Genomic DNA, 26,627 nt, shown 5'->3' on the forward strand with positions numbered 1-26,627 from the left:
TGCCATTTCGAATTGGCGACTAGATCGCCTACTAAGGCCGATTATATTTATTAGCAGCGCTTTGCCTTATAAATGCGAGATTCGAGGACCAGTGACATGAACGAACCACTTCGGGATGCGGTCCTTCAGGGTACCAGACGGCGCAAGCTGTCCGGGGAAAACTCCAAGGGCCGGGTTACCATGACCGACATCGCCAAGGCCGCCGGCTGTTCGCAGGCGACGGTTTCGTTCGTGCTCAACAACACGCCGGGCATCAGGCTGTCGCAGCAAACGCGCGAGCGGGTGATCGAGGCGGCGCGGGCCCTCGGTTATGCGCCGCCGGTGTTTTCCGCCCTGCGAGCCCCGGTTGCCGCATTTGACGGGGTGGATGGCGTCATCGGCTTCGCCGTCGATCAGTTGGCGACCAGCCCGGAGGCGGTCGTCGCCATCGAAGGGGCGCGGCAAGCCTCGTGGAACGCCGGCAATGTGCTGCTGGTGGCGCAGACCATGGGCGACGAGGTGATGGAGCCCAGGGCCATCGCGGCGCTGACCAAGCGGGGCATTTCGGCACTGATCTACATGACCATCTTCACCCGAGAGATCGTCGCGCCGGACTATCTCTACGGCCTCGACATTCCGGTCATCCTGCTCAACTGCTACACAGCCGACTATGCCTTCCCCGCCGTGGTGCCGAGCGAGATCGCCGGCGGGCAGAGCGCGGCCCGACACCTGATCAGCCATGGCCACAGACGTATCGCCACCATCACCGGCGAGCCCTGGATGCAGGCGGCGCAGGACCGCCTGAAGGGCTACCGCCGGGCGCTGGCGACGGCCGACATCCCGTTCGACCCGGCGCTGGTCGTCGAAGGCGATTGGTCGGCGAGCGCCGGCTATGCCGCGACCGTCAAGCTCTTGGCGGTGAAGGACCGGCCAACCGCCATCTTCTGCCAGAACGATCGCACCGCGATCGGCTGCTACGAGGCGCTGAAGGAGGCCGGCCTGCGCATCCCCGGAGATATTTCGGTGATCGGTTATGACGACGAGGAGATCGCGCGGCATCTGTTCCCGCCGCTGACGACGTCGATCCTGCCGCATATGGCGATGGGACAATGGGCGATCGAGCAGCTGGAAGCCCCCGCGCCACCCGGTCGCGGCCGCTATGCCGTCACCAAGCTCGAATGTCCGCTGGTGGAGCGGGAATCGGTTGGCGCTGTGGCGGGCTGAGGCGAGGCCGCGGCGATCGACAATGGCACAGGCTTGACATCGGGCCCGGCATATACCCGATTGATTTCATGAGATTGCAAAGCTGCTATAATTTTCAGGACTTCCGCCGGCTGGCCAGACAGCGCCTGCCAGGCCCGATCTTCAACTATATCGATGGCGGCGCGGACGACGAGACGACGCTGCGGCGCAACACGGCGGCTTTCGAGGACTGCGATCTCGTCCCCAACGTCCTTGCCGGCGTCGGACAGGTCGACATGTCGGTCACCGTCATGGGCCAGAAGCTGGCGATGCCGGTCTACTGTTCGCCGACGGCTCTCCAGCGGCTGTTTCACCATAGCGGCGAGCGCGCCGTCGCCGCGGCGGCGGAAAAATTCGGCACGATGTTCGGCGTCTCGTCGCTCGGCACGGTCAGCCTGGAGGAAGTCCGCAAGCACAGGACGCCGCAGGTCTATCAGTTCTATTTCCACAGGGATCGGGGCCTGAACCGCGCCATGATGGAGCGCGCCAAGGCGTCCGGCGTCGAGGTGATGATGTTGACGGTCGACAGCGTCACCGGCGGAAACCGCGAGCGTGACCTGCGGACCGGCTTTTCGATCCCCTTTCGGCTTACGCTCGGCGGCATGATGCAGTTTGCGATCAAGCCGAGATGGGCCATCGACTATTTGACGCACGAGAAGTTCAGCCTGCCGCAGCTGGACGGGCATATCGATCTCGGCGGCGGCGCGCTTTCCATCAGCCGCTATTTCACGGAACTCCTCGACCCATCGCTGGATTGGAAGGACGTCGAAGACATGGTCCGCTTCTGGAACGGCCAGTTTTGCCTCAAGGGGATCATGAGCGTGGCCGATGCCAGAAACGCCGTCGATATCGGCTGCACCGGCATCGTCCTTTCAAATCATGCAGGCAGGCAGCTGGACGGCTCGCGCAGCCCCTTCGACCAGCTGTCGGAGATCGTCGACGCGGTGGGCGACAAGATCGACGTGATCATCGACAGCGGCGTCCAGCGCGGCACGCATGTGCTGAAAGCCCTGTCGTTGGGTGCCAAGGCCGTCGGTGTCGGGCGCTACTATCTCTTCCCGCTGGCAGCCGCCGGACAGGCCGGCGTCGAGCGGGCGCTCGGCCTGATGCGAACCGAGATCGAACGCGGCATGCGGCTGATGGGATGCAGGTCGATAGCAGAGCTTTCCAGGGCGAATGTGCGGTTTAGGTGAGGCGGCGGGGAAGTGGCGCACGGCGTAAGCTTTTCGAAGTGCGAACACTATACCGATCGGCCGCCGCTCCTGCCGTCCGTGTCGAAGACGGCCTCGCCGGAAACAGCATCCGTATATCCGCCTTCAAGCTGCTGCTGCGTGTAACGCGCTGTTAACGCCGTTCGCGGCTGACAGGATGTTCGCCGCAGTTGAAAGGTGTAGCCTGCGTCGCGCCGTCAATTGCGGAGGCGAAAAATGAATTTGCTTCGGATTGCGCTCTTGTGCACGGCCATGATCGGACTTGGTTTGACGGGCGTTCGCGCTGAGGATCGGCCCGTGTCGCCGAACAACGAAGCCGCCAAAGCGCAGCCGCCCGTTCATTGTGAAGGCCAAAACTGTCTCCCGCCGGCGAACGATCCTGTGGAGGAATGCACCGGCCAGAATTGCACGCCAGTTCCGCCACTGAACCAGGTCCAGAGGTTAAGCAGGCCGACTGAGCAGCTTTAGCCGACCACCGCTCTTTTGGCAGGTATGGCGCCCAGCTGAACTCAAGCTACCACTGCCAGGCCCGGCGAAGCACGCAAGCGGGCTATGTCGCGCGCCGGTGGTTCTCCAAAGTGGCGGCGATATTCGCGACTGAACTGCGACGGGCTTTCGTAACCCACGCGGAAGGCGGCGGTCGTGACGTCAATGTCCTGGACCAGCATCAGGCTGCGCGCGTCCTGCAGCCTGAGCTGCTTCTGGAATTGCAGCGGCGTCATCGCCGTCACGGCGCGAAAATGCTCGTGCAGGCTCGACGGACTCATGCCTACTTCCGCGGCAAGCCGCTCGATGCTGTACCGTTCCCGGAAGTTCTTCCCGATCCAGGCGATGGCGCGGCCGACCTGGGCTACCCGACCCTGGCTGGAGGTGATGTGGCGCATCCTGGCGCCGTCCGGACCGGCAAGCAGGTGATAGAGAATTTCCTGCTCGGCAAGCGGCCCGAGCACGGGCAGCGCTGCCGGATCGTCGAGCAGGCGCAGCAGGCGTAGCGCCGCATCGAGCAGACCAGCGCCGGCGTCGGACACCGTCTTGCCTATGGGCGGAGAGGGCGCTCCCGGCGGCGGCGGCACGCGCAACGCCAGGTCCCCCAGCATGACCGGATCGAAATCGAGGTACAGGCAGAGATAGGGCTTGTCAGGCGTCGCCTCGACCACCTGGCCGGTCACCGGCAGGTCGTAGGTCACGACCCCATAGCGCCCCGGTGCATATCTGAACAGGCGGTCGCCCAGCGTGACCTCCTTGTGGCCCTGCGCAACGAGGCACAGTTGCGGCCGGTAAACATTCGGCATCGGCATCGTCACCGTGGAGGATCGCACAAGCGTCACACGTTCGATGGGGGTGGCGTGGAAGCCATCCTTCGAGACGTGCCGGGCAATCACGGCCGCGATTTCAGTCAGTGTTTCCATGAATCTGACCATCGCACGCGCGCGGAAGCGCGGCAATGCAAACCGCAGCTTCTGGAGGATTAGGCAGGAATCCCGGCGCATCAGGCTAACGGTTCGGCGTCGCCGCGCATCATAGTATCGGCAGCGCCTGGGTCACAGCAACCTAGCAGCAGAACAAGTATGGAGCGAACATGACAATCGATTATCCGAAGATCCCCACGGTCGCACTGGGGACCTGGGCTTGGGGCGACAGTGGCGAGACTGGCGACGGCTACTTCGGCAGCCCCCTGACCCGGGCTGGCCTGGAAGAGGTCGCGGACAAGGCGCATGCGGCCGGCTTCAACCTGTGGGATACCGCGGCAGTGTACGGCATGGGCCGTTCAGAAACCGTACTCGGGGAGGTGCTGAAGCGCTACGCCCGCAGCGAGTACCAGCTCTCCACGAAGTTCACCCCGCAGGCCGCGGGGACCAGCGATGATCCGGTGGCGAACATGCTGGAGCAGAGTCTGGCCCGGCTCGGTACTGACTACATCGACCTCTACTGGATTCACAATCCAGCCGATGTAGCGCGGTGGACTCCGCACCTGATCCCGTTGCTGAAGAGGGGGAAGGTTAAACATGTCGGCGTCTCGAATCATAACCTGAGCGAAATCGAGCTCGCCAACCAGATTCTCGGAGAAGCCGGGTTTCGGGTCGAAGCCATCCAGAACCACTATAGCCTCCTCTACCGCAGCTCTGAGCGTGCAGGCATTCTGGACTACTGCCGCAAGCACGGCACCCCGTTCTTCGCCTATATGGTGCTTGAACAGGGCGCCCTGAGCGGCAAATACAGCCCGGAGAACCCGCTGCCGGAAGGCAGCAGCCGGGCGCAGACTTACAATGGCATGCTGCCTCAGCTGAAGGCGCTGACGGACGGGCTCGCCTCGATCGGCCAGAAGCAGGGTGCCGCAGTTCCCGACGTTGCGACCGCTTGGGCTATCGCCACGGGCACGACACCCATCATCGGCGTCACCAAGCCCAACTACATCGATGGTCTGGTCCGGGCCACCAGCATGACGCTCTCCCGCGACGATATTGAAGAGCTGGAAGCTCTCGCTGACGCCGCTAACGTGAACACCCGCGGTTGGTGGGAAAAAGAGATGCAGCTCTAAAACTTCGCCCCGCGAGCGCCAGCAGCGGTTCGAACGGGCCACAGAGAAGCCGAAGGACGAGACGTGGCACTGACGCGCACGGCGTTGCCGATCACGCCGACAGGGCGCATCTGAACCTTAGATCCGGTTGGCGCGTGCGCGCTCCTCAAGCTTCGCCCGAGCCTCAATTCACCTTTTCAGACCCCGGACCCGTCCAGCCTTCAACCGGATGCCTTTCGGTGTCGCTGTTATGGCCTTTGGCTACCATGATCTTCCCGTCGCCAAAGCTGGGAAGATACCAGCGAGGCGCGGACGGCCAACCTCTTGCATTTCTTGGAGAAAATGGCGCGCCCGAAGAGATTCGAACTCCTGACCCCCAGATTCGTAGTCTGGTGCTCTATCCAGCTGAGCTACGGGCGCGCAACAGGCCATGCTTTGCATAGCCGGCGATCCGATCCTGGCGACCGGCCGCGAATGTGAGCTGTTCCCTAGCGACTGAATTTGCGAAAAGCAAGCCGATCCTGGCCAAAAGTTTTGCCGTCATGCTTTGCCGGCATGCGCCGGCCGGCGAAGGCAGGATCACTTCACGCGGCGGCCGAGCCGATAGGTCCGTAGTCTTGGATCAGTCATTTGCCATCGGAACGGTCCGTAACGAAACGAGCCGTTGCACGGCGGCCGAGCCGATGGCTCATAGTCTCGCACCAACCCTTTGCGGATTGAAACGATCGTAACGAAACGGCCCGTTACGCTGGGCGGCGCAGCCCATTGCGAGCCTGGTCGAGCCGGACCGGCTGGTCGGGAATGGTGACGGCGAATGTGGTGCGGCCGCCGATGCTTTCGACCAGCTCCACCGTGCCGCCATGGGCGCGGATCAATTCATGGGCGATCGCCAGGCCAAGGCCGGTGCCGCCGCTGCGGGCCGAGCCGCGAAATGCCGCGAACAGGTTTTCTCGCGCCTTTGGCGGCAGGCCGGGGCCGGTATCGGTGACGACGATGCGGCTGACGCTGCCGATGCGCTCGGCCGATATGGTCAAGCGACGCACCACGGCGCTCTCGGTGTCGGCCGCCATCGCCTGCACAGCGTTGCGGCAAAGATTGGTGAGTACGCGGAATAGCTGGTCGGAATCGGCATCGACCTCGAGCACCGGATCGACGGCGTTGACGAATTCGATGCCGCATTCGATTTCGAGCAGGCCCTGGACGTCCTCGACCAGCTGGCGCAGCCGCAGCCTGCGGCGCGACGGTGGCGGCTCCTGGGTGCGGCCATAGGCCAGCACGCCCTCCGAGTAGGACACCGCACGGTCGAGCGCGCGCAGCAGTTTTGGCGCGAAGGCCTGCACGGTCGGGTCCTTGACCTGGCGCAGGCGATCCGACATCAGCTGCGCCGAGGCGAGGATGTTGCGCATGTCGTGGTTGATCTTCGACACGGCCAGGCCGAGATCGGCCAGGTGCTTCTGCTCGGTCAGCATCTTTTGCAGCCGCTCCTGCATCTGCGACAGCTCGCGTTCGGCGACGCCGATCTCATCGGCCCGGGCGGCGGGGTGAATGATGCGGCCGGGATCGTCGGGCGCCTCGGAAAAGGACAGCATCGAGCGTGTCATCGTCCTGATCGGGCCTATCATGATTAGGTCTATCGCGGCGTAGACCAGCATGGCGGTGAACAGCGAGATCAGCAGCGAGACGAAGGCGACGTTGCGCGAATAGATCAGCATGGCATTGCGCAGGCGGTAGTCGGGCATGATCAGCTCGAATTCCTTGTCGCTGTCGCCGACCGGCCCAAAAACGCGCAGCATGCGGTTGCCGCCGAAAAACAGCGTGTCCAACGCGCCGGTCATGCCCTTGATCATGCCGACATTGGCGATGTCGATATGCTCGTCGACCTGCGGCGGCATCTCGGCCACGACCAGAAGCCGCGAGACGCCGCCGTCGCGCACCGCGATCGCCTTGGCGCCGATCGCCATCAGCACGTCGTTCTGGGCGGCACGCGACAGCGAGGCGGGTTCGCCCTGCACTAGGACGATGGAAACCGCGGCGGCGGTGCTCAGCCTCTCCTTCAGCCAACTCAGCCTATAGCTGGCGATCCAGGGCACGAAGATGAGGATTTCGGCCAAGAGCACGAAGACGATGGTGAGCAGCAGCAGCTTGGTCGACAAGCCGCGCGCCAACGGCACCCTGCGGGTGGCGGCCTTCGCCTGGGCGATGCTGTCCTCGGTTGCTGGGACTTCACTCATGCTCGTCGTCACGGCTGCCTGTCATCACGGCTGCTTGTCTCAAGGACCGCTTGTCTTCACGATCGCTTGATCGGGTGAGATTAGGCGATTGCGGCTTTTTTGCCAAATTCATCCTTGGTCGAAGCCGGACAAAGGGCCGCAAGACCTCTCTGCGAGCCCGGCAACACCGGCCCCACGCGCTGGATTGACTTCCAAAACCCTTCTTTCTATAAGCCCGCTCACGCTCGGGCCATTCGTCCCGGCGCGGTTTCGATCGCGCCAAAACCGGCCCGGCAAAGCTCCTGTTACAAAGTGACAGAATCAAGAAGGGCCGCACCCCGCGGTATTTAAACAAATGAAGCGTACTTACCAGCCGTCCAAACTCGTCCGCAAACGCAGGCACGGTTTCCGCGCCCGCATGGCCACCAAGGGTGGCCGCGGCGTCGTCGCAGCCCGCCGCAACCGCGGCCGCAAGCGTCTCAGCGCCTGAGCACCAAGCGAGAGACAAGATCGTTGCCCGCAACCGGCAAGCCAACGGGTCCCCATCCCAAGCGGCTTCTGAAGCGCGCGGAATTCCTGGCCGTCCGCCGCGGCGAAAAGCGCCGCGGGCGGCTTTTCCTCGTCGAGGTTCTAGGCCGCGGCGACAGCGAGGCGCCGCGCGTCGGCTATACCGTCACCAGGAAGGTCGGCAACGCCGTCGTTCGCAACCGCATCCGGCGGCGGCTGAAAGAGGCCGTGCGCACGCATGCCGCGGATGACATGGTGCCGGGCAATGATTATGTCATCGTCGGGCGCGAAGACGTGCTTACCACTCCGTTCGGCCAGTTGAAGGCCGAACTCTCCCGCAGACTGCGTGGAACACGATAGGCCAAGGGCTTCGATGGAAAACAACCGCAATTTCTTCATCACCATCGCACTGTCGGTGCTGATCCTGGCGCTTTGGCAATATTTCTACGTAATGCCGCGCAGCGAGATGCAGCGCGAAGCCGCCCGCATCGAAGAACAGCGCGTGGCGGAGCAGAAGAAGGCCGCCCAAGGCACCAGCCCGGGCGCCAGCGAAACACCGGTGCAGCCGGGCGCCATTCCGAGCGCGCCTGGCGGCGACGCGGTGACGCCGGCCGGCCGCGACCAGGCGATTGCCTCAACCAGCCGCGTCAAGATCGACACGCCGAGCCTCGAAGGCTCGATCAACCTCACCGGCGCGCGCCTCGATGATCTCAAGCTCAAGCACTACACGGAGACGGTCGACAAGACCTCGCCCGAGATCGCGTTGCTCAACCCGGCGTCCCTGCCAAATGGCTATTTCGCCGAGATCGGCTTTTCCGGCACACCGGATGTCGGCAGGCTGCCCGGCCCAGACACCGTCTGGCAGACCGACGGCAATGCGACGCTGACACCGGCGACACCGGTCACGCTGACCTTCACCAACGACAAGGGCCTGACCTTCAAGCGCACCTTCTCGGTCGACAGCCAATATATGTTCACCGTGTCCGACACGGTCCAGAACGGCGGCTCGGCGCCCGCGACGTTGTCGAACTATGGCCGCGTCACCCGTTTCGACAAACCGGCTATCGCCAGCACCTATGTGCTGCACGAGGGCCTGATCGGCGTTACCGGCAGCGAAGGCCTGCAAGAGTACAAATACTCCAAGGTCGAATCGGAAAGAGAATTCAAGCCAGGCAAGTCGACCGACGGCTGGCTCGGCATCACCGATAAATACTGGGCGGTGACCCTGGTGCCGCCAGGCGGCCGCGAATTTCAGCCCAAATTCTCTTATTTCGAGTTCAAGAGCGGGCCCCACCCGCATAGTTACCAGTCCGATTTCCTGTCCGATCCGGTCACGATCGCTCCCGGGCAGTCAACGACCGTGGAGTCGGAGATATTCGCCGGTGCCAAGGAAGTTTCGACGATCAACGCCTATGAAAAGGACCGTCATATTCGCCAGTTCGACCTGCTGATCGACTGGGGCTGGTTCTATTTCATCACCAAGCCGATGTTCTGGCTGATCGACACGCTTTACAAATTCTTCGGCAATTTCGGGCTGGCGATCCTCGCCACCACCGTCATCGTCAAGGCGCTGTTCTTCCCGCTCGCCAACAAGTCCTATGCATCGATGGCGAACATGAAGAAGGTGCAGCCAAAGATGCTCGAGATCCGCGAGAAATACGCGGACGACAAGATGAAGCAGCAGCAGGCGATGATGGAGCTCTACAAGACCGAGAAGATCAATCCACTCGCCGGCTGCTGGCCGGTGGCGTTGCAGATCCCGGTGTTCTTTTCGCTTTACAAAGTGCTCTACATCACCATCGAGATGCGGCACGCGCCGTTCTTCGGCTGGATCCAGGATCTGGCGGCGCCGGACCCGACATCGATCTTCAATCTGTTCGGGCTGATCCCGATCACCTTGCCGCATATGCTGATGATCGGCGTCTGGCCGCTGATCATGGGCGTGACAATGTTCCTGCAGATGCGCATGAACCCGACGCCGCCGGACCCGACGCAGGCGGCGATCTTCACCTGGATGCCCGTGATCTTCACCTTCATGATGGCGGGTTTTCCGGCCGGTCTGGTCATCTACTGGGCCTGGAACAACACGTTGTCGATCCTGCAGCAGGGCGTGATCATGAAGCGGCAAGGCGCCAAGATCGAATTGTGGGACAATCTGGTCGCGCTGTTCCGCAAGAAACCATCGCCGGCGGAATAGCCGGCGCTCCGATGATGCGAAACCAGAAAGCCCCGGTTCGTCCGGGGCTTTTTGCACAAGCTGCCGGCCCGGATTAAGCGATTGGTACTGCCGGACGGATCGCGCTATTTTGACCTGGCTGGCAGTTGCTCGACGGAGCTCGACATGACCGGACCCAATCCATCGATCAAGCATCCGATCCTGCTGCACACGCGCGTCGGCTTTCTGAAACCGATGGTGACGGGGCCAAATATCGAGATCGGCGACTTCACCTATTATGACGACCCTGACGGACCCGACAAATTCGCCGAAAAATGCGTGCTGCACCATTACCCGTTCATCGGCGACAGGTTGGTCATCGGCAAGTTCTGTGCGATTGCCGAGGGTGCGCGCTTCATCATGAACGGCGCCAATCACGCCATGTCCGGCTTTTCGACCTATCCGTTCAACATCTTTGGTCATGGCTGGGAGGAAGGCTTCGACCCGGCAACGTGGTCGAAGGAGGTGCGTGGCGACACAATCGTCGGCAATGACGTCTGGATCGGCATGGAAGCGGTGATGCTGCCGGGCGTCAAGATCGGCGACCGCGCCATTGTCGCGGCAAAGTCGGTGGTGACGCACGATGTGCCGGCCTATGCGATCGTCGCCGGCAATCCGGCCAAGCTGGTAAAGATGCGCTTCGATGACGGAATTATCCGGCGGCTGCTGGCACTGGCGTGGTGGCACTGGCCGGTTGAAAAGATCAGCCGCAATCTCGATGCCATTCGCGGCAGCAACATTTTTCTTCTGGAGACAGCGGTTTGAACGCGTTGAGCAAGACCACGATCGGCATCGAATTGTTCACGCGAGCCTGGATCTTCATCCGCGGCGTGCCGGCGATGAAATTCCTGCCGCCGGAGGGTCCACCCGAGATCGCCTTTGCCGGCCGCTCCAATGTCGGCAAATCGTCGCTGATCAACGCGCTGGTCAACCAGAAGGGGCTGGCGCGCACCTCCAACACGCCGGGCCGGACGCAAGAGCTCAATTATTTCGTGCCGGGCGGATTTTCGGGAGAGGGCGCCGATCTGCCGCCGATGGCGCTGGTCGACATGCCGGGCTATGGCTACGCCGCGGCGCCGAAGGAAAAGGTCGACGAATGGACGAAGCTCGTCTTCGACTATCTGAAGGGCCGGGTGACGCTGAAGCGCGTCTACGTGCTGATCGATGCCCGCCATGGCATCAAGGCCAAGGACGACGAGGTGCTGTCGCTGCTCGACAAGACGGCGGTGTCCTATCAGATCGTGCTGACCAAGACCGACAAGATCAAGGCGGCCGGGGTGCCGCGGCTGATCGAGGAGACGCTGGCGAAAATCAAGAAACGCCCGGCGGCCTTTCCCTTCGTGCTCGCCACGTCGTCGGAAAAGAGCGAGGGCCTCGAGGAATTGCGTGCGGCGATCGTGCTCGCCGCCAACGGCGGATAGGCAACGGACTCCGACGGCTGGTCAGGCGGGGCTGGAGGCCCGTTCCTGCTCCGCAAGCTGTTCGGTGCCGTAGGCCTTCAGGAACACGTCGACGCCCGACCTGACGATATGTTCGATCTCGGCAGCACTTGGCGCCTTGGTGCGATAGGCGAATATGCACTGGCGGAAAAGACCGGCCAGGCACAGCTCGGTGAACTGATAGGCGGCAAGCTCGACGTCGTCGATCTTCAGCAGGCCGCGTTCGATAGCCATGTTGAGGAAAACGACGACCCTGTCATGGCCGCGCTTCGGGCCGCGTTCGTAGAACCGGGCGCCAAGCTCCGGAATCCGTTCCGACGCGCCGATCACCGTCCGCTGCGCCAGGATGACCCTCGCCGAAGTGATCTTCATGGACAGCACGATGCCGAACTTCACCAGCGTCTGGCGAAGGTCGCCGATCTGGTCGAGCACCTCGTACATGTTCTTGAAGATCGTGCCGCGCTCTTCCTCGATCAGCGCTTCGAACAGCTCTTCCTTGTTGGCGAAGTAGACATAGATGGTGCCCTTGGACACGCCGGCCTCGCGGGTGATGTCGTTCATCGACGCGGCTTCGAAACCCTTGTCGATGAAGACACGGCGCGCACCGTCGATGATCTGACTGCGCTTGACCGGGTCTTGTCCCGCGGCCGGGCGCCCGCGTGGCAGACTGTCCAGCAGATCGCACTGGTCCTTGCCAGCGCTGGGCAATGAGCCTGATTCAGGCACAGCAGCGGCCTTGGGGGCATCGGCCATAATCGCACCTTCGTAAGATAATTCGAACCATCCGGTTCGATTGCTCTTGATATGGGCCTCTTTACGCGCTAAGTCAACGTCGAGATCGAACCGAACGGTTCAGTCTGACGAAATTCAGCGCCAGTTAATTTAGAGAGATATCATGTCCTCGAACGCGCCCACCAGTGCCGAAGTCCGCCCTTTCCCCAGTGCCAAGGTCCAGCCTGCGATCGAAGCGCCGGAAGCCCCTCTCAAGCCCGCCGACGTCCCCCCGCTGGCTCCCGCCAAGAAGAAGCGCTCGATGCGCTCCATGTTGTTGCCCATCATTGGCCTGGCCCTGCTGGGCGCCGGCGCCTGGTATGGCTATGATTACTGGACCGACGGCCGTTTCATGATCACGACCGACGACGCCTATGTCCAGGCCGACACGGCGTTCATCTCGCCAAAAATCTCGGGATATGTCGACCAGGTCAAAGTGACCGAGAACCAGCAGGTGAAGGCCGGCGACCCGCTGCTGATCGTCGATGACGGTGACTACAAGATAGCCGTTGCCCAGGCCGAGGCGCAGATCGCCACGTTGAGCAAGACGCTCGAGCGCATCGATGCCCAGACCGAGGCGGCTCGCGCCTCGCTCAAGCAGGCGCAGGCGCAGAAGATCGCCGACCAGGCCGCGGCCGACAATGCGAAGCGGGTTCAGGTTCGTGCCGCCCAGTTGCTCAAGACCCGCGTCGGTACGCAGGCCCAGTTGGACGATGCCCAGACCGCGGTCGAGCAAGCCAATGCCGCACTAGCCGGCGCCGACGCGCAGATCGCGGCGGCTCAGGCCAATATCGGCGTGCTCCAGGCGCAGCGCGCGGAATCTGCCAGCTCGCTGGCCTCGCTGCAGCTTGCCCACGACAAGGCGGTGCGGGACCTGTCCTTCACCGTCCTGCGCGCACCCTATGACGGCGTGGTCGGCAACCGCTCGGTCGAGCAGGGCGACCTGATCAGCCCTGGACAGAAGCTTGCCGTCATCGTGCCAATGGACAAGCTCTACATCGTCGCCAATTTCAAGGAGACGCAGCTTGCCCGGCTGGTGCCTGGTGAAAAGGTCAGGGTGTCGGTCGACGCGATCGACGGCCAGGACTTCGAGGGTACCGTGTCGTCGCTGGCGCCGGCTTCGGGAGCAGTGTTCTCGCTGCTGCCGCCGGAGAACGCCACAGGCAATTTCACCAAGGTGGTGCAGCGCGTTCCGGTTCGCATCGATGTGCCCGCGGATGTGCTGAGGACGGGTAAGCTGCGCGCCGGCCTGAGCGTCGTCGTCGCCGTCGACAGCCGCACGGCGCCTTCGGCATCGAAGTAAAGCGGAACCGGGAGCAAAGGTCATGGCGACCGCAACCCTAACTGCGGGATCGGTGCCGGCGCCAGCCAGGCCGGTGCCGACCGACCAGATATCGACACGCCGCGTCATCGCCTTCCTGGCAATGGTGTTCGGCATGTTCATGGCCATCCTGGACATCCAGATCGTCTCGGCCTCGCTGGCCGAGATCCAAGCGGGCCTGAGCGCCAGTTCGGACGAGATTCCGTGGGTGCAGACGGCCTATCTGATTGCCGAGGTTGTGATGATCCCGCTGTCGGGCTTCCTCAGCCGGATGCTGTCGACGCGGGTGCTGTTCACGATCTCGGCGGCAGGTTTTACCGCGGCCAGCGCGCTGGCGGCGACCGCAACCAATATCGACCAGATGATCGTCTACCGTGCCGTGCAGGGCTTCATCGGCGGCGGCATGATCCCGAGCGTCTTTGCAGCCGCCTTCACCATCTTCCCGCCGTCCCGCCGCGCCGTCGTTTCGCCGATGATCGGCCTGGTGGCGACGCTGGCGCCGACCATCGGCCCGACTGTCGGCGGCTATATCAGCCATGCCATGTCCTGGCATTGGCTGTTCCTGGTCAATGTCGTGCCCGGCATTCTGGTGACAACGGCCGCTTGGTCGCTGATCGACTTCGACAAACCCAATCTCAAGCTGTTCAGCAAGTTCGACTGGTGGGGGCTTGCCGGCATGGCCGCCTTCCTGGGCTGCATGGAATATGTGCTGGAGGAAGGTCCCAACAACGACTGGCTGCAAGATCAGGCGGTGTTCATCTGCGCTGTTATAATGAGCTTCGGCGCGGTGCTGTTCTTCTGGCGCGTGTTCACCGCCGAGGAGCCGATTGTCGATCTGAGGGCTTTCAGTAATATCAATTTCGCCTTCGGTTCGCTGTTCTCCTTCGTCGTCGGCATCGGCCTCTACGGTCTGACCTATCTTTATCCGGTGTTCCTCGGGCGCATCCGCGGCTACGATTCGATGATGATCGGCGAGGCGCTGTTCGTCAGCGGCCTGGCCATGTTCTTCACCGCGCCGATCTCCGGCATCCTGTCGAACAAGATGGACCCGCGCATCATGATGATGATCGGCTTCTTCGGCTTTGCCACCGGGACGTGGTGGATGACGCATCTCACCGCCGACTGGGATTTTTATGAGCTGCTGATCCCGCAGATCCTGCGCGGTTGCTCGATGATGCTCTGTATGGTGCCGATCAACAACATTGCGCTCGGAACCCTGCCGCCGGAGCGGCTGAAGAATGCGTCGGGCCTGTTCAACCTGACCCGCAATCTCGGCGGCGCCGTCGGCCTGGCCGTCATCAACACAGTGCTGATCGACCGTAATGCGTTCCACTACGCCAGGCTCTCCGAGCACGTGCAATGGGGCAGTGCCGCGGCGCAGCAGAAGCTGCAGAACATGACGCTTAACTTCGAGCAGACCGCCGGGCTCGACGCCTCCAAGGCGGCCATCTCCAAACTGTCAGGCATGGTCCAGCAGCAGGCATCGCTGCTGTCGTTCATGGACGTATTCTTCATGCTGACGGTTTTGTTTGCGACGCTTGGGCTCTTCACCCTGGTGATCCGCAAGCCAGGCGCTCAGGGCGGCGGTGGCGGAGGCCATTGAGGCGCGCTGGATCCCCGCCTGGCGCCCTCGCGCATGACCCCGAAAAGCGATTTTCGGGGTCATGCGCAAAAATCAACCATTACGAAGTCTTGGAGCGGCGGACATTCCACCGCTCCAACTTTTTGTTTGAGCATCTGATTTTCCCAAAACCGCTTCGCACTTTTGGGTCCGATGCTCTAGCGCGCTCCGACAAAGTCAGGCGCGCAGCCATCCTCAGGCCGTCGCCGGCTTGAAAGTCAAGGCGACGCCATTGATGCAGTGTCGCAGCCCGGTTGGCGGCGGACCGTCGTCGAAGACGTGGCCGAGATGGCCACCGCAGCGGCGACAATGGACCTCGGTGCGGGTCATGCCCAACGACCTGTCCACGGTCTTGCCGACAGAATTCGGGATTTCCTGCCAGAAGCTCGGCCAGCCGGTGCCGGAATCGAACTTGGTCTCTGACGAATAGACCGGCAGGTCGCAGCCGGCGCAAGCGAAGATGCCTTTGCGGTGCTCGTTGAGCAGCGGACTGGTGCCCGGATATTCCGTGCCCTCCTTGCGCAGCACATTGAAGGCCGCGTCGGACAGGATGGCGCGCCACTCGGCCTCGGGCTTGGTAACCTCGAAAGTCTCGGCTGCGCGTGCATCCTGGGCTCCGCCCATGCGCAGCGCGGTGGCGCCTGCGACCACGCCAATGGCTGCCGCACCACTCAAAAGAAGCTCGCGACGGTTCATGGCCATTCCTCCTGTTACTGCTTGTGCCAAATTCGACCGCCACACGGAAATCAAAAGCCGGTGACGATCGCTGTCCTCAAAACGGGGGACTCCGCGCCTATCCACATCTTGCGTGAACGGCGCGGAGTGTGCGCAGGGAGGCCCTTAGCAATATCTTCGCCGGCAGCCTGCGTTTGTTACATCTTCGGCAGGAGAACCTTGTCGACGACGTGGATGACGCCGTTGGACTGCTCGACATCGGCGATCGTCACATTGGCGACGTTGCCGTTCTCGTCGGTCACTGTGACCTTGCCGCCGTCGGCCTTGAGCGACAGTTCGCAACCACCGACCGTCTTGACCTTGTGGGTGCCGCCGTCATCCTTGACCATCTTGGCGACGTCGGCGGCCATCGCTTTGGCGCCGATGACATGGCAGGTCAGGATCTTGACGAGTTTGTCCTTGTTTTCAGGCTTGAGCAGCGTCTCCACCGTGCCGGCCGGAAGGGCCGCAAAAGCCTCGTTGGTCGGCGCGAATACGGTGAAGGGGCCGGCGCTCTGCAGCGTATCGACCAGGCCGCCTGCCTTGACGGCAGCGACCAGCGTCGTGTGGTCCTTCGAGTTGACCGCATTTTCGACGATGTTTTTCTGGGCATACATGGCGGCGCCGCCGACCATCGGATTTTGGGCATAGGCAATGGTGGCGAGCGCGGAAATGGCGACCGTGCCGGCAAGCAAAAGGGTGGCGAATTTACGCATGATTTCAATCTCCTTGGTTATCGTTCCCCTCATTCGGGAACGCAAGGAGATACGCGGCAGAAATGCCTGAGTTTCGCTCTCTCCGCAAAGATATTGTGTCGCTGCAATTTGCCACAGCGCGGATCTGTCGCCGCCAACAAGCTTTGCAGGCGTTTAGATCGCGGGAGATAGATTTCAGGTCTGCTTCCAGAGCCAAGAAGCGGTCAGACGCTCTTCAGATCGCCTGTTGCGACTACCGGTCCTGTCGGCTGGCCGGTGGGCGAACCGCCGGCTGGCTCGACGCTGACCGCAAGCACGGCGCCTTGCGCCAATCTTTCCTGGACGGCGGGCGGGACGGCCAGATGCACGCTCGCACCGGCCGGGATGACACCCATCGACACCGGCGCATTCTTGCCTTCGATCATCCACAGCTCGAAATCCTTGCCGGCGGCACGCTCGCCGGAAACGTGGGAAAGACCGATCTCTTGACGGGCGGCATCGTAGACGACGAGATATTTGACGTCGCTGCCTTCGGCCGCCAGCGAGGCGACAAGCCGCGGCGGTTCGGTGGGCGGGCGGAAGTAAGGCACGGCTATGTAGATCGCCAGCGCCGCAATGGCGGCCGCCGCAAGACCGCGCCAGAAGCCAAGGCTCGACCACAGGCCGGCGCGCGGCTCCGCTGCGAACAGCCGGCGGTCCAATGCTTCCTTGACCCTGATCGGAGGCTCTGTCTCCGGATAGGCGGCGGCCATCGGCGAAAGATGCGCCTCCCAGCTATCGACAAGGCGCGCGAAGGCGGCGTCCGCATCGATGCGGCGCGACGCGATCTCGCGTTCGTCGGCGGCCAGCACGCCAAGGACGTATTCGGCGGCGAACAGGTCGTCGCCCCCACCTTCCGGTCCATTGTCGTCTGCCAGCGTCATCTTTCCAGGCATTCTCTCAGTTTCAACAGGCTGCGCCGCAGCCAGGTCCGCATCGTGTTCAGCGGCACGCCATAGCGCTCCGCCAGTTCGGCATAGCTTTTGCCATCCAGATAGGCGCCCCGGACGGCCGCCGCCCTGTCCTTTTCCAATTCATCGAGACAATGGTAGATGCGTCCGGACTCGCCGCCCGCCACGGCCATGGCCTCCGGCCCCGGCGCCGGATCGGCCACGTCGAGCGCGGCATCGATATAGGCGGCCGGCTCTCGCCGCGCCCTGATCCGATCGATCGCATGATTGCGCGCGATGGCCACCAGCCAGGAGATCGGGCTCAGATCCGAAACGGCGAAACGGTCCGCCTTCGTCCATATCTTGACGAAGACCTCCTGAAGCGCCTCTTCTGCATCTCCCCGGTCCTTCAATACACGAAGGCAGACGCCGAAAAGTTTCGCGCTGGTCTGCCGGTAGAGCAGATCGAACGCAGCCCGGTCCTTAATCGAGGTCCGGACAATCAGGTCGCTGATGTCCTGTGGCGTCATCGGGCGCCAAATTAGGCGATTGCAATGTATTTGCAACGACTGAAATGGTCTGGGCGCACCGGCAGCGTCGGCGTCGATTGCCAAGGAAATCGCCGCCCGCTAGCTTGCCATGAGCGGAGGGCGACCATGTCGATTGAGCGGGTTCTGTGGGAGCATGACGCAACCGGCCAGGCCGCACTCGTGCACAAGGGGGAGATCACACCGCAAGATCTCGTCGATGCGGCGATCGCCCGGGCCGAGGCCACCCGGCCGGAGATCAACGCCATCGCCGAACCGCTTTATGAGGCGGCGCGGGCGCGGGCGAAAACCGTCGACCGCAAGCTGCCGCTTGCCGGAGTGCCCTTTGCGCTGAAGGACCTCGGCGTCGCCATGAAGGGCGTGCCGACGCATGGCGGCAGCCGCATCCCAGCCTACACCCCCGATTTCAACTCGGTGATGACGGAACGCTATCTGGCCGCGGGCCTGATCCCGATCGCCACCAGCACCGCACCCGAACACGGGCTGAGGCTGGTGACCGAGTCAGTGGCTTACGGCGCCACCCGCAATCCATGGAACACCGCGCACACGACCGGTGGTTCCTCCGGCGGTTCGGCTGCGCTGGTCGCGGCCGGCGTCGTGCCGGTGGCGCATGCCTCGGATGGCGGCGGCTCGATCAGGGTGCCTGCGGCCTGTACCGGGCTGGTCGGGCTGAAAACCTCGCGCGGCCGCGTGCCCTTGACGCCACTCGTCACCGAAAGCTGGTACGGCTTCGTCGTCGACCATGCGTTGGCCCGCTCGGTGCGCGACACGGCCCTGCTGCTCGACCTGACCCACGGGCCCGACCCGCTGTCGCCCTACGCCGCACCGTCGCCGAACGGCAGTTTCGCTGCGGCGGCCGGGCGCGATCCGGGCAAGCTCAAGCTCGCCTTCTATCGAAAATCGCCGCTCGGCCTGCCGATATCGGAAGAGACGTTGAAAGCTCTGGATGCGGCGATTGCGCTAGCACGTGAAGGCGGGCACAGCGTCGAGGAGATCGACCTGCTCTATATCGATCGCGATTTCATCGCCGATTTCGCCAGAACCGTCGCCGCGGCGGTGGCCGGCACGATGCGTGGCGAGGCCTTGCGCGTCGGCCGCTCCATCTCAGGTGACATCGAACGCGCCACCCGCGTGATGAGCCGGTTCGGTGAAATCCTCTCGGCCGGCGAAATCTATGCCGGCCTGCAGCGGCTGCACGCCGCCTCGCGCCGGCTTATCACCGAAACCGCGCACTATGATGCAGTGCTGATGCCTGTCATCGCGCACCCGCCGCTCGCCTGCGGCTCCATGGACCCGAAAGGCGCCGACGAATTCATCGAGAATGTCCTGGACAGACTGCGCCTCGCCGGCCTGCTGAAGTTCAAGCCGCTATTCGGCCAACTGATGGACAAGAGCCTCTGGTTCACCCACTGGCCGGCGATCCAGAACGTCAGCGGGCAACCGTCGATCACGCTTCCGGTCTACGTCACCGATGCCGGCCTGCCGCTCGGCGTCCAGGCCGCCGGCCGCCCCGGTGACGAGGAAACGCTTTTGTCGTTCGCCGCGCAGATGGAAAAAATCTCGGGCTGGCTGGGACGGCGGGCGCCGCTGCAGGTGCCGGCATAGACCATGATCCCGAAAGGTGGGAACCGGATTTCGGACAAGATCATGGTCAAACAAATAGTAGTACGATTTGATCGATCATGACAGCAAAGCCGTTTGCCCGCTCGTCCAATTCCCGCTAAGACGCCGCCGTTCATGCCAAGCTGGGAACCACGCCGATGACGGACGTTGCCGCCACCGCCGAAATGCAGGCCGCGCTGCTTTCGAGAGCGCTGCCATATATGCAGCGCTACGAGAACAAGACGGTCGTGGTGAAATATGGCGGCCATGCGATGGGCGACGTCGCGCTCGGCAAGGCATTCGCCCGCGATATCGCGCTTTTGAAACAATCCGGCGTCAACCCGATCGTGGTGCATGGCGGCGGGCCGCAGATCGGCGCCATGCTCAGCAAGATGGGCATCGAATCCAAATTCGAGGGCGGCTTGCGCGTCACCGACCAGAAGACCGTCGAAATTGTCGAGATGGTGCTGGCCGGGTCGATCAACAAGGAGATCGTCGCGCTGATCAATGCCGAGGGGGAGTGGGCGATCGGGCTGTGCGGCAAGGACGGCAACATGGTGTTTGCCGAAAAGGCGCGCAAGACCATGATCGATCCGGATTCCAACATCGAGCGGGTGCTCGACCTGGGCTTCGTCGGTGAACCTGTCGAGGTCGACCGCACATTGCTCGACCTCCTGGCACGATCCGAGATGATCCCGGTGCTGGCGCCGGTGGCGCCCGGCCGCGACGGCCATACCTACAACATCAACGCCGATACTTTTGCCGGCGCCATCGCCGGTGCCTGCCAGGCGAGCCGGCTGCTGTTCCTCACCGACGTGCCCGGCGTCCTCGACAAGGACAAGAAGCTGATCGACGAGTTGACCGTGGCCGAGGCCAAGGCCCTGATCAAGGACGGTACGGTCTCGGGCGGCATGATCCCCAAGGTTGAGACCTGCATCGAGGCAATCGAGCGCGGCGTTGCAGGCGTCGTCATCCTTAACGGCAAGACGCCGCATGCGGTGCTGCTTGAGCTGTTCACCGAACACGGCGCCGGCACGCTGATCGTGCCGTGAGGCCGGGTGTCTGAGGGGCTCAAGCGATTGGCGAAATAGCGGTCCGGGACCTACGCGACAGGCGTTCGACAACCATCGATTCCTCTTCCTCGTCTTGCGGCGCGCCCCAGAATTCGGCGAGCGTCGGGGCGTGTTTGCTAGCGGACCGGACACGCGGCGGCAGATGGTCGTCGGACAGACGACTGCCTGGTGCAGCCTTTCCGCAGAAATGCCTATCGTCTGAGATGTGCAAGCGGGACATGGCCAGGCCCCTTGATGTTCTGCAGCACAAGCTGGGTGTGGACATCGCGCACGCCTTCGAGCCGCATCAGCCGGTGCATGACGAAGGCATTGAGCTCGTCGACCGACGGCACCATCACGTGCAGCAGGAAATCATGGTCGCCGGTCATGGTCCAGCATGAGGACACCTCGTCCATGCGCTGGACGGCGGCAATGAAGCTTTCCGGCGAGCCGTCGCTGTGGCTGGTCAGGCGCACCTGGATGAACACCTCGACCATCAGCCCGACGGCGCGGCGGCTGAGCACCGCGGCGAAGCCCTTGATGATGCCCGCCTGCTGAAGAGCCTCGAAGCGCCGCGCGCAAGGTGTCGTCGACAGGCCGATCTGCTGCGCCAGTTCCGATACCGGCTTGCGCCCGTCGCGCTGCAGGATATCGAGCATCTTGATCTCGAATTCGTCAAATTGAGGCATTTTCACTCTCCCAGAGCTCGATCGTGGAGTCTTTTACCTCCAACCTCGCATTTGAGCCACCATCAAAGCTGATTTGCCTCGCACCATCAGGCTAGAATTTGCAGCAACCCGCTGATCATGATTCCAGGGAGAGCAGCCATGACCATGAACGTTGCCGACTATGCCCACGAATGCGCGGCGCGAGGCCTTCGCGGCGATTATTCGGTCTGCCGTGCCGATTTCACCGTGGCGCAGGGCTACAATTATAGCGACGAAGAACAGGCGGTGTGGCGCACGCTGTGCGACCGCCAGACGAAGCTGACCGGGAAGCTCGCCCATCATTCCTATCTCGATGGCGTTGCGGCGCTCGGCCTTCTCGACAAGATCCCGGATTTCGGTGAGGTCAGCGAGAAGCTGCGCAAGCTCACCGGCTGGGAGATCGTCGCCGTGCCGGGGCTTATTCCCGCCCAGCCGTTTTTCGACCACCTCGCCAACCGCCGCTTCCCGGTCACCAACTGGCTGCGAACCCAAAAGGAGCTCGACTACATTGTCGAGCCGGACATGTTCCACGATTTCTTCGGTCACGTGCCGATCCTGACGCAGCCGGTCTTTGCCGACTTCATGCAGATGTATGGCAAGAAGGCCGACAGCGTGATTGCGCTCGGCGGCGACGAGATGATCACCAGGCTTTACTGGTACACCGTCGAATACGGGCTGATGCGCGAACCCGGCCAGCCGCTGAAGGCTTTCGGCGCCGGGCTGATGTCATCCTTCACCGAGCTTCAGTTCGCGGTCGAAGGCGGCGAGGCGCACCATGTCCCCTTCGACCTGGAAACCGTAATGCGCACCGGCTACGAGATCGACAAGTTCCAGCGGGCCTATTTCGTGCTGCCATCGTTCGACGCCCTGCGTGACGCTTTCGATACCGCCGATCTTGCGGCGATCGTGGCGCGTCGCAAAGGCGAGCCAGCGCTCGACCCGGCGAGCCTATAGGCTGTCGGCTGTTTCCAACGCCTCGGCCTTCAGCCGGGCCAGTTGGTCGCGCTGAAGGTCGAGCGACGCCGTAACGAAGCGCAGGATCGTGGCGAGCTCCGTGTCGCTAAATGTGGCGATCATCTTTTCTCCCTGCTGCGCGATCGCGCCATAATAGCGCGCCGATAGTTCTCGCGTGAGTTCCGTCGCCTCTATGACCACCTTGCGCCTGTCCTCGAGGCTGCGCGTTCGTGTCAGCAGGCCGCGCGCCTCCAGCCGGTCGATCAGCGCGGTGACCGCAGCCGGCGTCAACCCTGTTGCGGCCGCGACCTCGCCAGCCGATCGCGGGCCGCCATAGAGCAGCGCCAGGCAATGGCGTTCCGCGATACTCAGCCCAAGCCTATCGCCCACTGCCTCGTCATAAGCCTGCGTCGCGTCCTGCCAGCCCATAATGGCAAGGCTGATGGCGGTCTTCATGTCGGCCCGATTCATGCTTGACGAGTTTATTTCGATCATCTAACTATCAATCTGCCTAACATTATAGCCATTATAGTAATATGCTGCATCAGGCGCAAGGCAAGGCCCATGCGGCTTGCAAAGAGTGAAAAATGAACCAGACCCCAACAGGCGGCCCACTCACACCGGCCGAGGAGTTCAGATACGCCAAGCTGGCGATGGAGTGGTATGGCTGGGGCTCTCGCATCGCTCTGGTCGCACTGGCGGCCGCCGCCCTGCTATTCCGCATCGCCATCTTCGGATTTTGACAGTCTGGCCTCGGCGCGGGTTGAATGCAGACAGGGTGGAATTCTACCGGCAGAAGCTTTCGGGCCGAGCTCAGGCGGCTTCGGAAATATCGCGGTCGACGATCGACAGATTGCGGCCGCGATGCTTGGCCTCGTAAAGTCGCTGGTCGGCGGCGCGCATCAGCTCCGACACTGCGGCGTCCCTGCCGCAGGTGATGCCGCCAATACTGACTGTCAGCGGAACCGTTCGTTCGTCGACGGGCCGGAACCGGATACGCTCGACCTCACGCCGGATGCGCTCGGCGACGCGCCTGGCCTCGTGTTCGGTGGCACCAATCAGAAGGGCGCAGAATTCCTCACCGCCGATGCGCCCAAGTACGTCGCCGCTACGCACGCCACGCTCTATCGCGTTTGCAATCAGGAGCAGCGCATCGTCGCCGATCAGATGGCCGTAGCTGTCGTTGATGGTCTTGAAATGGTCGGCATCGATGATCAGCAATGCCCCGCGATCGGATTTACGCCGGGAGCCGTCGAGGGCGGCAAAGAAACTTTCGCGGTTGAGCATTCCGGTCATGTCGTCGCGGCTCGCCTTTTCCGCCAAGCGCCTGTGCGCGGCAGCGAGTTGGGCATGGGCTCGGGCGAGCTCGCGATGCGCGCTCTTCAACCTTTCGCCCTGCCAGAACGTATACGCGCCGACGCCCCAGGCAAGGGCCAGCGGGCAGACGGTGGATGTCAGCCAGATGGTGCGATTGATCGGAAAACCCATTGCCGGCACGACGATCAGCGTCAGCAAAAGCGAGACCGCGACAGAGGCGAAAGCGAGGGCGGCAGACTTCAGAACTATGCGATTCATCGCTTGCTCCCACTGGTCCGTCTTGGTCCCAGCAAGCGCTGAATGTCACCTTTCGGCGATGCCTAAGATTTTAATCATCGCGCCATTTTCACCACCCAGAGCGCGCATAGGTTGTGGATAAACCTCCTGTTAGAAAGATCGTTTCGTGCCATAAGGACGGTATGACCACGCTTCCCGACCCCGCCCGCTTTGCCCATGTCACCGACTGGGTGTTCGATCTCGACAACACGCTTTACCCGCATCATTCGAATCTGTTCTCGCAGATCGATGTGAAGATGACCGCCTATGTCGGAGAATTGCTGACGCTGCCGCGCGAGGAAGCACGCAAGCTGCAAAAGGAGCTGTACCGCGAATACGGCACGACGCTGAACGGATTGATGACGCGCCACGGCATCGACCCCGATGATTTCCTCGAGAAGGTCCACGACATCGATTATTCCTGGCTGGTGCCAGATCCCGTCCTCGGCACCGCCATACGCCAGCTTCCCGGCCGTAAATTCATTTTCACCAACGGCGATCGCCGGCACGCCGAACGCACCGCGCGGCAGTTAGGCATTCTTGAGCATTTCGACGATATTTTCGATATCGTCGCAGCTGGACTGAACCCCAAGCCGGCGCGGCAATCCTACGAGAAATTTGCCGAACTCCACGCCGTTGCCGGGCAAAATGCGGTGATGTTCGAAGACCTCGCCCGCAACCTGTCGGTACCGAAATCGCTGGGCATGACCACGGTGCTGGTGGTGCCGCGCAATTTCGAGCCGACCTTCTCGGAAATTTGGGAACGTGACCCGGCCAACGAGGACGATGTGGACTTCGTCACCGACGATCTCGCCGGCTTTCTCACGGCGATACTCGTAAGAGTAGGGGAGTAGGGGAGTAGGGGAAATTGGTTTGGAAAGCGGAGACTGCAAACGCCTTATTGTCCTACTGCCCTACTGCCCTACTCCCCTACTCCCCTAAGTCATAGAAGCGGCTGACGATTGCCCAAGCCTCGTCGGCGGTGTCGACGAAATCGATGATATCCTGGTCGCCGGGCGTGATCGTGCCTTGCTCGGCGAGGAAATCGAGGTCGATTGCCCTTGCCCAGAAAGCCTTGCCGAACAGAATGACCGGCACGCGTTCCATGCGGCCGGTCTGGATCAGGGTCAGCGTTTCGAAGAACTCGTCCATCGTGCCGAAGCCGCCGGGAAATACCGCGACGGCCTTGGCACGCATGACGAAATGCATCTTGCGGACCGCGAAATAGTGGAAGTTGAAGCAGAGTTCCGGCGTCACGTAGGCGTTTGGCGCCTGCTCGTGCGGCAGCACGATGTTGAGACCGATCGACGGCGCGCCAACATCGTCGGCGCCGCGATTGCCGGCCTCCATGACACCCGGCCCGCCGCCGGTCACCACCACGAATTCGCGATAGTACGAGGTGGCCGACTGCTGTGAGCAGAGGCGGGCGAATTTGCGCGCCTCGTCGTAATATTTGCTGTTTTGCTCGAGGTTCTTCTTCTGCGTCTCGTTCTTGGCCGCCCAGGCTTCGCCGCCGGGCTCGGGAATGCGGGCGCCGCCGAACAGGATGACGGTCGATTGGATGCCGCGCTCGGCCAGGATCATCTCCGGTTTCAGCAGTTCGAGCTGCAGCCTGACCGCGCGCAACTCGCGCCGCGTCATGAAGTCGGGATCGTTCCAGGCCAGCCGATATGTCTCCGCGCGCGTTTGCGGCGTGTCCGGCACGCTTCTCGACCGCTCCAGATCCTCGTCCGAATGCGGCAGCGGCGTCCATCCCGCCTTTTCCATGGGAGTCATATTTGCTTTACCCGTCCAATCATTCACTTGCGCCGTCCCGTGACGCTGCCGCGATTGACCCTCCCCAAGCCTTCACATAGGGTCCGCGCGACTTTCAAACAGGTTAAGGCGCCGGCCCTTAACAGCTTGGTAATGGAGCGAATTCATGTCGAAGCCCGATCTCGCGAGCCTCGAAGAGATTATCGAGAACGCCTTCGAGGAACGCGACACGATTTCGACCGCAACCCGCGGCGAGACGCGTGAGGCCATCCAATCGGCGCTCGACCTGCTCGACCGGGGCGTCGCCCGCGTCGCCGAGCGGCAGGCCGACGGCAAATGGCACGTCAACCAGTGGCTGAAGAAAGCGGTGCTGCTGTCTTTCCGGCTCACCCGGATGGAGATCATAAAGGGCGGTCCCGGTCAGGCGGTATGGTGGGACAAGGTGCCCTCGAAATTCGACGGCTGGAGCGCCGTCGATTTCGAGAAGGCCGGCTTCCGCGCCGTGCCGTCGTCGATCGTGCGCCGCTCCGCCTATGTCGCGCCCGGCGCCGTGCTGATGCCGTCCTTCGTCAATGTCGGCGCCTATGTCGACAGCGGCACCATGGTCGACACCTGGGCTTCGGTCGGCTCCTGTGCCCAGATCGGCAAGAATGTGCATCTGTCGGGCGGCGTCGGCATCGGCGGCGTGCTGGAGCCGATGCAGGCGGGTCCCACCATCATCGAGGACAATTGCTTCATCGGCGCCCGTTCCGAAGTGGTCGAAGGCTGCATCGTGCGCGAAGGCTCGGTGCTCGGCATGGGCGTCTTCATCGGCCAGTCGACCAAGATCGTCGACCGCGCCACCGGCGAGGTGTTTTACGGCGAGGTGCCGCCTAATTCCGTCGTCGTCGCCGGCTCGCTGCCGGGCAAACCTTTTGCAAACGACGAGCCCGGCCCCAGCCTCTACTGCGCCGTCATCGTCAAGCGGGTCGACGCCAGGACCCGTTCCAAGACCTCGATCAACGAATTGCTTCGCGATTGATCTTTCTCAACGAATACGGACGG

Annotated in this window: 28 protein-coding genes and 1 tRNA gene; 16 read left to right on the forward strand and 13 right to left on the reverse strand. The window is 62.6% G+C overall.

The window, feature by feature from the left end:
* Positions 1–96 precede the first annotated feature (96 nt).
* Positions 97–1,203 (forward strand): LacI family DNA-binding transcriptional regulator, encoded by a 1,107-nt coding sequence (locus tag AC0L2P_RS04410; protein ID WP_473500028.1) that lies wholly within the window; start codon positions 97–99, stop codon positions 1,201–1,203.
* 68 nt (positions 1,204–1,271) lie between these two features.
* Entirely contained in the window at positions 1,272–2,414 is a 1,143-nt protein-coding gene (locus tag AC0L2P_RS04415; RefSeq protein ID WP_473500029.1) for an alpha-hydroxy acid oxidase, read from the forward strand.
* Between the two features lie 123 nt (positions 2,415–2,537).
* Here the strand turns inward: AC0L2P_RS04415 and AC0L2P_RS04420 are convergent, their stop codons facing one another.
* Complete coding sequence (locus AC0L2P_RS04420; protein ID WP_473500030.1) at positions 2,538–2,786, reverse strand: hypothetical protein; 249 nt, start codon at positions 2,784–2,786, stop codon at positions 2,538–2,540.
* Between the two features lie 155 nt (positions 2,787–2,941).
* The gene (locus AC0L2P_RS04425; RefSeq protein ID WP_473500314.1) at positions 2,942–3,841 is read right to left on the reverse strand and encodes an AraC family transcriptional regulator; all 900 of its coding nucleotides are present in this window, start codon (positions 3,839–3,841) and stop codon (positions 2,942–2,944) included.
* A gap of 170 nt (positions 3,842–4,011) precedes the next feature.
* On the opposite strand from AC0L2P_RS04425, the gene AC0L2P_RS04430 reads away from it, so the two are divergent.
* The gene (locus AC0L2P_RS04430) at positions 4,012–4,971 is read left to right on the forward strand and encodes an aldo/keto reductase (RefSeq protein WP_473500031.1); all 960 of its coding nucleotides are present in this window, start codon (positions 4,012–4,014) and stop codon (positions 4,969–4,971) included.
* A 322-nt stretch (positions 4,972–5,293) separates the two neighbouring features.
* Here the strand turns inward: AC0L2P_RS04430 and AC0L2P_RS04435 are convergent.
* Together AC0L2P_RS04435 and AC0L2P_RS04440 are read right to left on the reverse strand one after the other, a co-directional pair.
* A tRNA-Arg gene (locus tag AC0L2P_RS04435) sits at positions 5,294–5,370 on the reverse strand.
* 323 nt (positions 5,371–5,693) lie between these two features.
* Positions 5,694–7,181 carry an ATP-binding protein gene (locus tag AC0L2P_RS04440; RefSeq protein ID WP_473500032.1) on the reverse strand — a complete coding sequence of 496 codons (1,488 nt, stop codon included), beginning with the start codon at positions 7,179–7,181 and terminating at the stop codon, positions 5,694–5,696.
* Between the two features lie 334 nt (positions 7,182–7,515).
* Here AC0L2P_RS04440 and rpmH point away from each other — a divergent pair, with 334 nt between their 5' ends.
* From rpmH to yihA, 5 genes are all read left to right on the forward strand, one after another.
* Positions 7,516–7,650 carry a 50S ribosomal protein L34 gene (gene rpmH, locus AC0L2P_RS04445; RefSeq protein ID WP_008833937.1) on the forward strand — a complete coding sequence of 45 codons (135 nt, stop codon included), beginning with the start codon at positions 7,516–7,518 and terminating at the stop codon, positions 7,648–7,650.
* Between the two features lie 23 nt (positions 7,651–7,673).
* Positions 7,674–8,027, forward strand: a complete 354-nt coding sequence (gene rnpA / locus AC0L2P_RS04450) for a ribonuclease P protein component (protein ID WP_473500033.1) — start codon at positions 7,674–7,676, stop codon at positions 8,025–8,027.
* A gap of 13 nt (positions 8,028–8,040) precedes the next feature.
* Entirely contained in the window at positions 8,041–9,864 is a 1,824-nt protein-coding gene (gene yidC / locus AC0L2P_RS04455; RefSeq protein WP_473500034.1) for a membrane protein insertase YidC, read from the forward strand.
* A gap of 144 nt (positions 9,865–10,008) precedes the next feature.
* On the forward strand, positions 10,009–10,647 hold the full coding sequence (locus tag AC0L2P_RS04460) for a CatB-related O-acetyltransferase (protein ID WP_473500035.1): 639 nt from the start codon (positions 10,009–10,011) through the stop codon (positions 10,645–10,647).
* Positions 10,644–11,303, forward strand: a complete 660-nt coding sequence (gene yihA, locus AC0L2P_RS04465; protein ID WP_473500036.1) for a ribosome biogenesis GTP-binding protein YihA/YsxC — start codon at positions 10,644–10,646, stop codon at positions 11,301–11,303. Before AC0L2P_RS04460 ends, yihA begins: the two co-directional genes overlap by 4 nt.
* Positions 11,304–11,324: 21 nt before the next feature.
* Here the strand turns inward: yihA and AC0L2P_RS04470 are convergent, their stop codons facing one another.
* Positions 11,325–12,074, reverse strand: coding sequence for a TetR/AcrR family transcriptional regulator (locus AC0L2P_RS04470; RefSeq protein ID WP_473500037.1), 750 nt, complete (start codon positions 12,072–12,074; stop codon positions 11,325–11,327).
* A 142-nt stretch (positions 12,075–12,216) separates the two neighbouring features.
* Here AC0L2P_RS04470 and AC0L2P_RS04475 point away from each other — a divergent pair, with 142 nt between their 5' ends.
* Together AC0L2P_RS04475 and AC0L2P_RS04480 are read left to right on the forward strand one after the other, a co-directional pair.
* Positions 12,217–13,395: an HlyD family secretion protein gene (locus AC0L2P_RS04475; RefSeq protein ID WP_473500038.1), complete on the forward strand. Its 1,179-nt coding sequence runs from the start codon at positions 12,217–12,219 to the stop codon at positions 13,393–13,395.
* Between the two features lie 22 nt (positions 13,396–13,417).
* Positions 13,418–15,016, forward strand: coding sequence for a DHA2 family efflux MFS transporter permease subunit (locus tag AC0L2P_RS04480; protein ID WP_473500039.1), 1,599 nt, complete (start codon positions 13,418–13,420; stop codon positions 15,014–15,016).
* 213 nt (positions 15,017–15,229) lie between these two features.
* On the opposite strand, the gene msrB is transcribed toward AC0L2P_RS04480, so the two are convergent.
* The 4 genes from msrB to AC0L2P_RS04500 form a co-directional block, all read right to left on the reverse strand.
* Positions 15,230–15,730 carry a peptide-methionine (R)-S-oxide reductase MsrB gene (gene msrB, locus AC0L2P_RS04485; RefSeq protein WP_473500040.1) on the reverse strand — a complete coding sequence of 167 codons (501 nt, stop codon included), beginning with the start codon at positions 15,728–15,730 and terminating at the stop codon, positions 15,230–15,232.
* Between the two features lie 176 nt (positions 15,731–15,906).
* Positions 15,907–16,464: a fasciclin domain-containing protein gene (locus AC0L2P_RS04490; RefSeq protein WP_352565646.1), complete on the reverse strand. Its 558-nt coding sequence runs from the start codon at positions 16,462–16,464 to the stop codon at positions 15,907–15,909.
* Between the two features lie 203 nt (positions 16,465–16,667).
* Positions 16,668–17,366, reverse strand: coding sequence for an anti-sigma factor (locus tag AC0L2P_RS04495; RefSeq protein WP_473500041.1), 699 nt, complete (start codon positions 17,364–17,366; stop codon positions 16,668–16,670).
* Positions 17,363–17,902 (reverse strand): sigma-70 family RNA polymerase sigma factor, encoded by a 540-nt coding sequence (locus AC0L2P_RS04500; protein ID WP_473500042.1) that lies wholly within the window; start codon positions 17,900–17,902, stop codon positions 17,363–17,365. Before AC0L2P_RS04500 ends, AC0L2P_RS04495 begins: the two co-directional genes overlap by 4 nt.
* 126 nt (positions 17,903–18,028) lie before the next feature.
* Here AC0L2P_RS04500 and AC0L2P_RS04505 point away from each other — a divergent pair, with 126 nt between their 5' ends.
* Positions 18,029–19,525, forward strand: a complete 1,497-nt coding sequence (locus AC0L2P_RS04505; protein ID WP_473500043.1) for an amidase — start codon at positions 18,029–18,031, stop codon at positions 19,523–19,525.
* Positions 19,526–19,680: 155 nt separating this feature from the next.
* Positions 19,681–20,574 (forward strand): acetylglutamate kinase, encoded by an 894-nt coding sequence (gene argB, locus AC0L2P_RS04510; RefSeq protein WP_473500044.1) that lies wholly within the window; start codon positions 19,681–19,683, stop codon positions 20,572–20,574.
* A 212-nt stretch (positions 20,575–20,786) separates the two neighbouring features.
* On the opposite strand, the gene AC0L2P_RS04515 is transcribed toward argB, so the two are convergent.
* Positions 20,787–21,263: an Lrp/AsnC family transcriptional regulator gene (locus AC0L2P_RS04515; protein WP_473500045.1), complete on the reverse strand. Its 477-nt coding sequence runs from the start codon at positions 21,261–21,263 to the stop codon at positions 20,787–20,789.
* A gap of 138 nt (positions 21,264–21,401) precedes the next feature.
* Here AC0L2P_RS04515 and phhA point away from each other — a divergent pair, with 138 nt between their 5' ends.
* Complete coding sequence (phhA, locus tag AC0L2P_RS04520; protein ID WP_473500046.1) at positions 21,402–22,235, forward strand: phenylalanine 4-monooxygenase; 834 nt, start codon at positions 21,402–21,404, stop codon at positions 22,233–22,235.
* On the opposite strand, the gene AC0L2P_RS04525 is transcribed toward phhA, so the two are convergent.
* On the reverse strand, positions 22,230–22,730 hold the full coding sequence (locus AC0L2P_RS04525; protein WP_473500047.1) for a MarR family winged helix-turn-helix transcriptional regulator: 501 nt from the start codon (positions 22,728–22,730) through the stop codon (positions 22,230–22,232). The two genes, phhA and AC0L2P_RS04525, sit on opposite strands and share 6 nt — an antisense overlap.
* A gap of 92 nt (positions 22,731–22,822) precedes the next feature.
* Between AC0L2P_RS04525 and AC0L2P_RS04530 the strand changes: the two genes are divergently transcribed.
* Entirely contained in the window at positions 22,823–22,978 is a 156-nt protein-coding gene (locus AC0L2P_RS04530; RefSeq protein ID WP_473500048.1) for a hypothetical protein, read from the forward strand.
* Positions 22,979–23,048: 70 nt separating this feature from the next.
* Here AC0L2P_RS04530 and AC0L2P_RS04535 read toward each other — a convergent pair whose 3' ends face one another.
* On the reverse strand, positions 23,049–23,810 hold the full coding sequence (locus tag AC0L2P_RS04535; protein ID WP_473500049.1) for a GGDEF domain-containing protein: 762 nt from the start codon (positions 23,808–23,810) through the stop codon (positions 23,049–23,051).
* Positions 23,811–23,971: 161 nt separating this feature from the next.
* Here AC0L2P_RS04535 and AC0L2P_RS04540 point away from each other — a divergent pair, with 161 nt between their 5' ends.
* Positions 23,972–24,682, forward strand: a complete 711-nt coding sequence (locus tag AC0L2P_RS04540) for a pyrimidine 5'-nucleotidase (protein ID WP_473500050.1) — start codon at positions 23,972–23,974, stop codon at positions 24,680–24,682.
* Positions 24,683–24,758: 76 nt separating this feature from the next.
* On the opposite strand, the gene AC0L2P_RS04545 is transcribed toward AC0L2P_RS04540, so the two are convergent.
* Positions 24,759–25,604 (reverse strand): LOG family protein, encoded by an 846-nt coding sequence (locus tag AC0L2P_RS04545; RefSeq protein ID WP_473500051.1) that lies wholly within the window; start codon positions 25,602–25,604, stop codon positions 24,759–24,761.
* 145 nt (positions 25,605–25,749) lie between these two features.
* Between AC0L2P_RS04545 and dapD the strand changes: the two genes are divergently transcribed.
* Complete coding sequence (gene dapD, locus AC0L2P_RS04550) at positions 25,750–26,604, forward strand: 2,3,4,5-tetrahydropyridine-2,6-dicarboxylate N-succinyltransferase (protein ID WP_473500052.1); 855 nt, start codon at positions 25,750–25,752, stop codon at positions 26,602–26,604.
* Positions 26,605–26,627 lie beyond the last annotated feature (23 nt).

This window comes from Mesorhizobium sp. WSM4836, from assembly GCF_055811815.1.

Coding starts and splice junctions, on each gene's coding strand:
- AC0L2P_RS04475 (WP_473500038.1), top strand. CDS start 12,217: ATGTCCTCGAACGCGCCCACCAGTGCCGAAGTCCGCCCTTTCCCCAGT.
- AC0L2P_RS04490 (WP_352565646.1), bottom strand. CDS start 16,464: ATGCGTAAATTCGCCACCCTTTTGCTTGCCGGCACGGTCGCCATTTCC.
- AC0L2P_RS04480 (WP_473500039.1), top strand. CDS start 13,418: ATGGCGACCGCAACCCTAACTGCGGGATCGGTGCCGGCGCCAGCCAGG.
- AC0L2P_RS04495 (WP_473500041.1), bottom strand. CDS start 17,366: ATGACGCTGGCAGACGACAATGGACCGGAAGGTGGGGGCGACGACCTG.
- AC0L2P_RS04500 (WP_473500042.1), bottom strand. CDS start 17,902: ATGACGCCACAGGACATCAGCGACCTGATTGTCCGGACCTCGATTAAG.
- AC0L2P_RS04505 (WP_473500043.1), top strand. CDS start 18,029: ATGTCGATTGAGCGGGTTCTGTGGGAGCATGACGCAACCGGCCAGGCC.
- AC0L2P_RS04410 (WP_473500028.1), top strand. CDS start 97: ATGAACGAACCACTTCGGGATGCGGTCCTTCAGGGTACCAGACGGCGC.
- AC0L2P_RS04515 (WP_473500045.1), bottom strand. CDS start 21,263: ATGCCTCAATTTGACGAATTCGAGATCAAGATGCTCGATATCCTGCAG.
- AC0L2P_RS04430 (WP_473500031.1), top strand. CDS start 4,012: ATGACAATCGATTATCCGAAGATCCCCACGGTCGCACTGGGGACCTGG.
- phhA (WP_473500046.1), top strand. CDS start 21,402: ATGACCATGAACGTTGCCGACTATGCCCACGAATGCGCGGCGCGAGGC.
- AC0L2P_RS04440 (WP_473500032.1), bottom strand. CDS start 7,181: ATGAGTGAAGTCCCAGCAACCGAGGACAGCATCGCCCAGGCGAAGGCC.
- AC0L2P_RS04415 (WP_473500029.1), top strand. CDS start 1,272: ATGAGATTGCAAAGCTGCTATAATTTTCAGGACTTCCGCCGGCTGGCC.
- AC0L2P_RS04535 (WP_473500049.1), bottom strand. CDS start 23,810: ATGAATCGCATAGTTCTGAAGTCTGCCGCCCTCGCTTTCGCCTCTGTC.
- msrB (WP_473500040.1), bottom strand. CDS start 15,730: ATGAACCGTCGCGAGCTTCTTTTGAGTGGTGCGGCAGCCATTGGCGTG.
- AC0L2P_RS04460 (WP_473500035.1), top strand. CDS start 10,009: ATGACCGGACCCAATCCATCGATCAAGCATCCGATCCTGCTGCACACG.
- AC0L2P_RS04530 (WP_473500048.1), top strand. CDS start 22,823: ATGAACCAGACCCCAACAGGCGGCCCACTCACACCGGCCGAGGAGTTC.
- AC0L2P_RS04525 (WP_473500047.1), bottom strand. CDS start 22,730: ATGATCGAAATAAACTCGTCAAGCATGAATCGGGCCGACATGAAGACC.
- rpmH (WP_008833937.1), top strand. CDS start 7,516: ATGAAGCGTACTTACCAGCCGTCCAAACTCGTCCGCAAACGCAGGCAC.
- AC0L2P_RS04545 (WP_473500051.1), bottom strand. CDS start 25,604: ATGACTCCCATGGAAAAGGCGGGATGGACGCCGCTGCCGCATTCGGAC.
- AC0L2P_RS04540 (WP_473500050.1), top strand. CDS start 23,972: ATGACCACGCTTCCCGACCCCGCCCGCTTTGCCCATGTCACCGACTGG.
- argB (WP_473500044.1), top strand. CDS start 19,681: ATGACGGACGTTGCCGCCACCGCCGAAATGCAGGCCGCGCTGCTTTCG.
- dapD (WP_473500052.1), top strand. CDS start 25,750: ATGTCGAAGCCCGATCTCGCGAGCCTCGAAGAGATTATCGAGAACGCC.
- AC0L2P_RS04470 (WP_473500037.1), bottom strand. CDS start 12,074: ATGGCCGATGCCCCCAAGGCCGCTGCTGTGCCTGAATCAGGCTCATTG.
- AC0L2P_RS04425 (WP_473500314.1), bottom strand. CDS start 3,841: ATGGAAACACTGACTGAAATCGCGGCCGTGATTGCCCGGCACGTCTCG.
- yidC (WP_473500034.1), top strand. CDS start 8,041: ATGGAAAACAACCGCAATTTCTTCATCACCATCGCACTGTCGGTGCTG.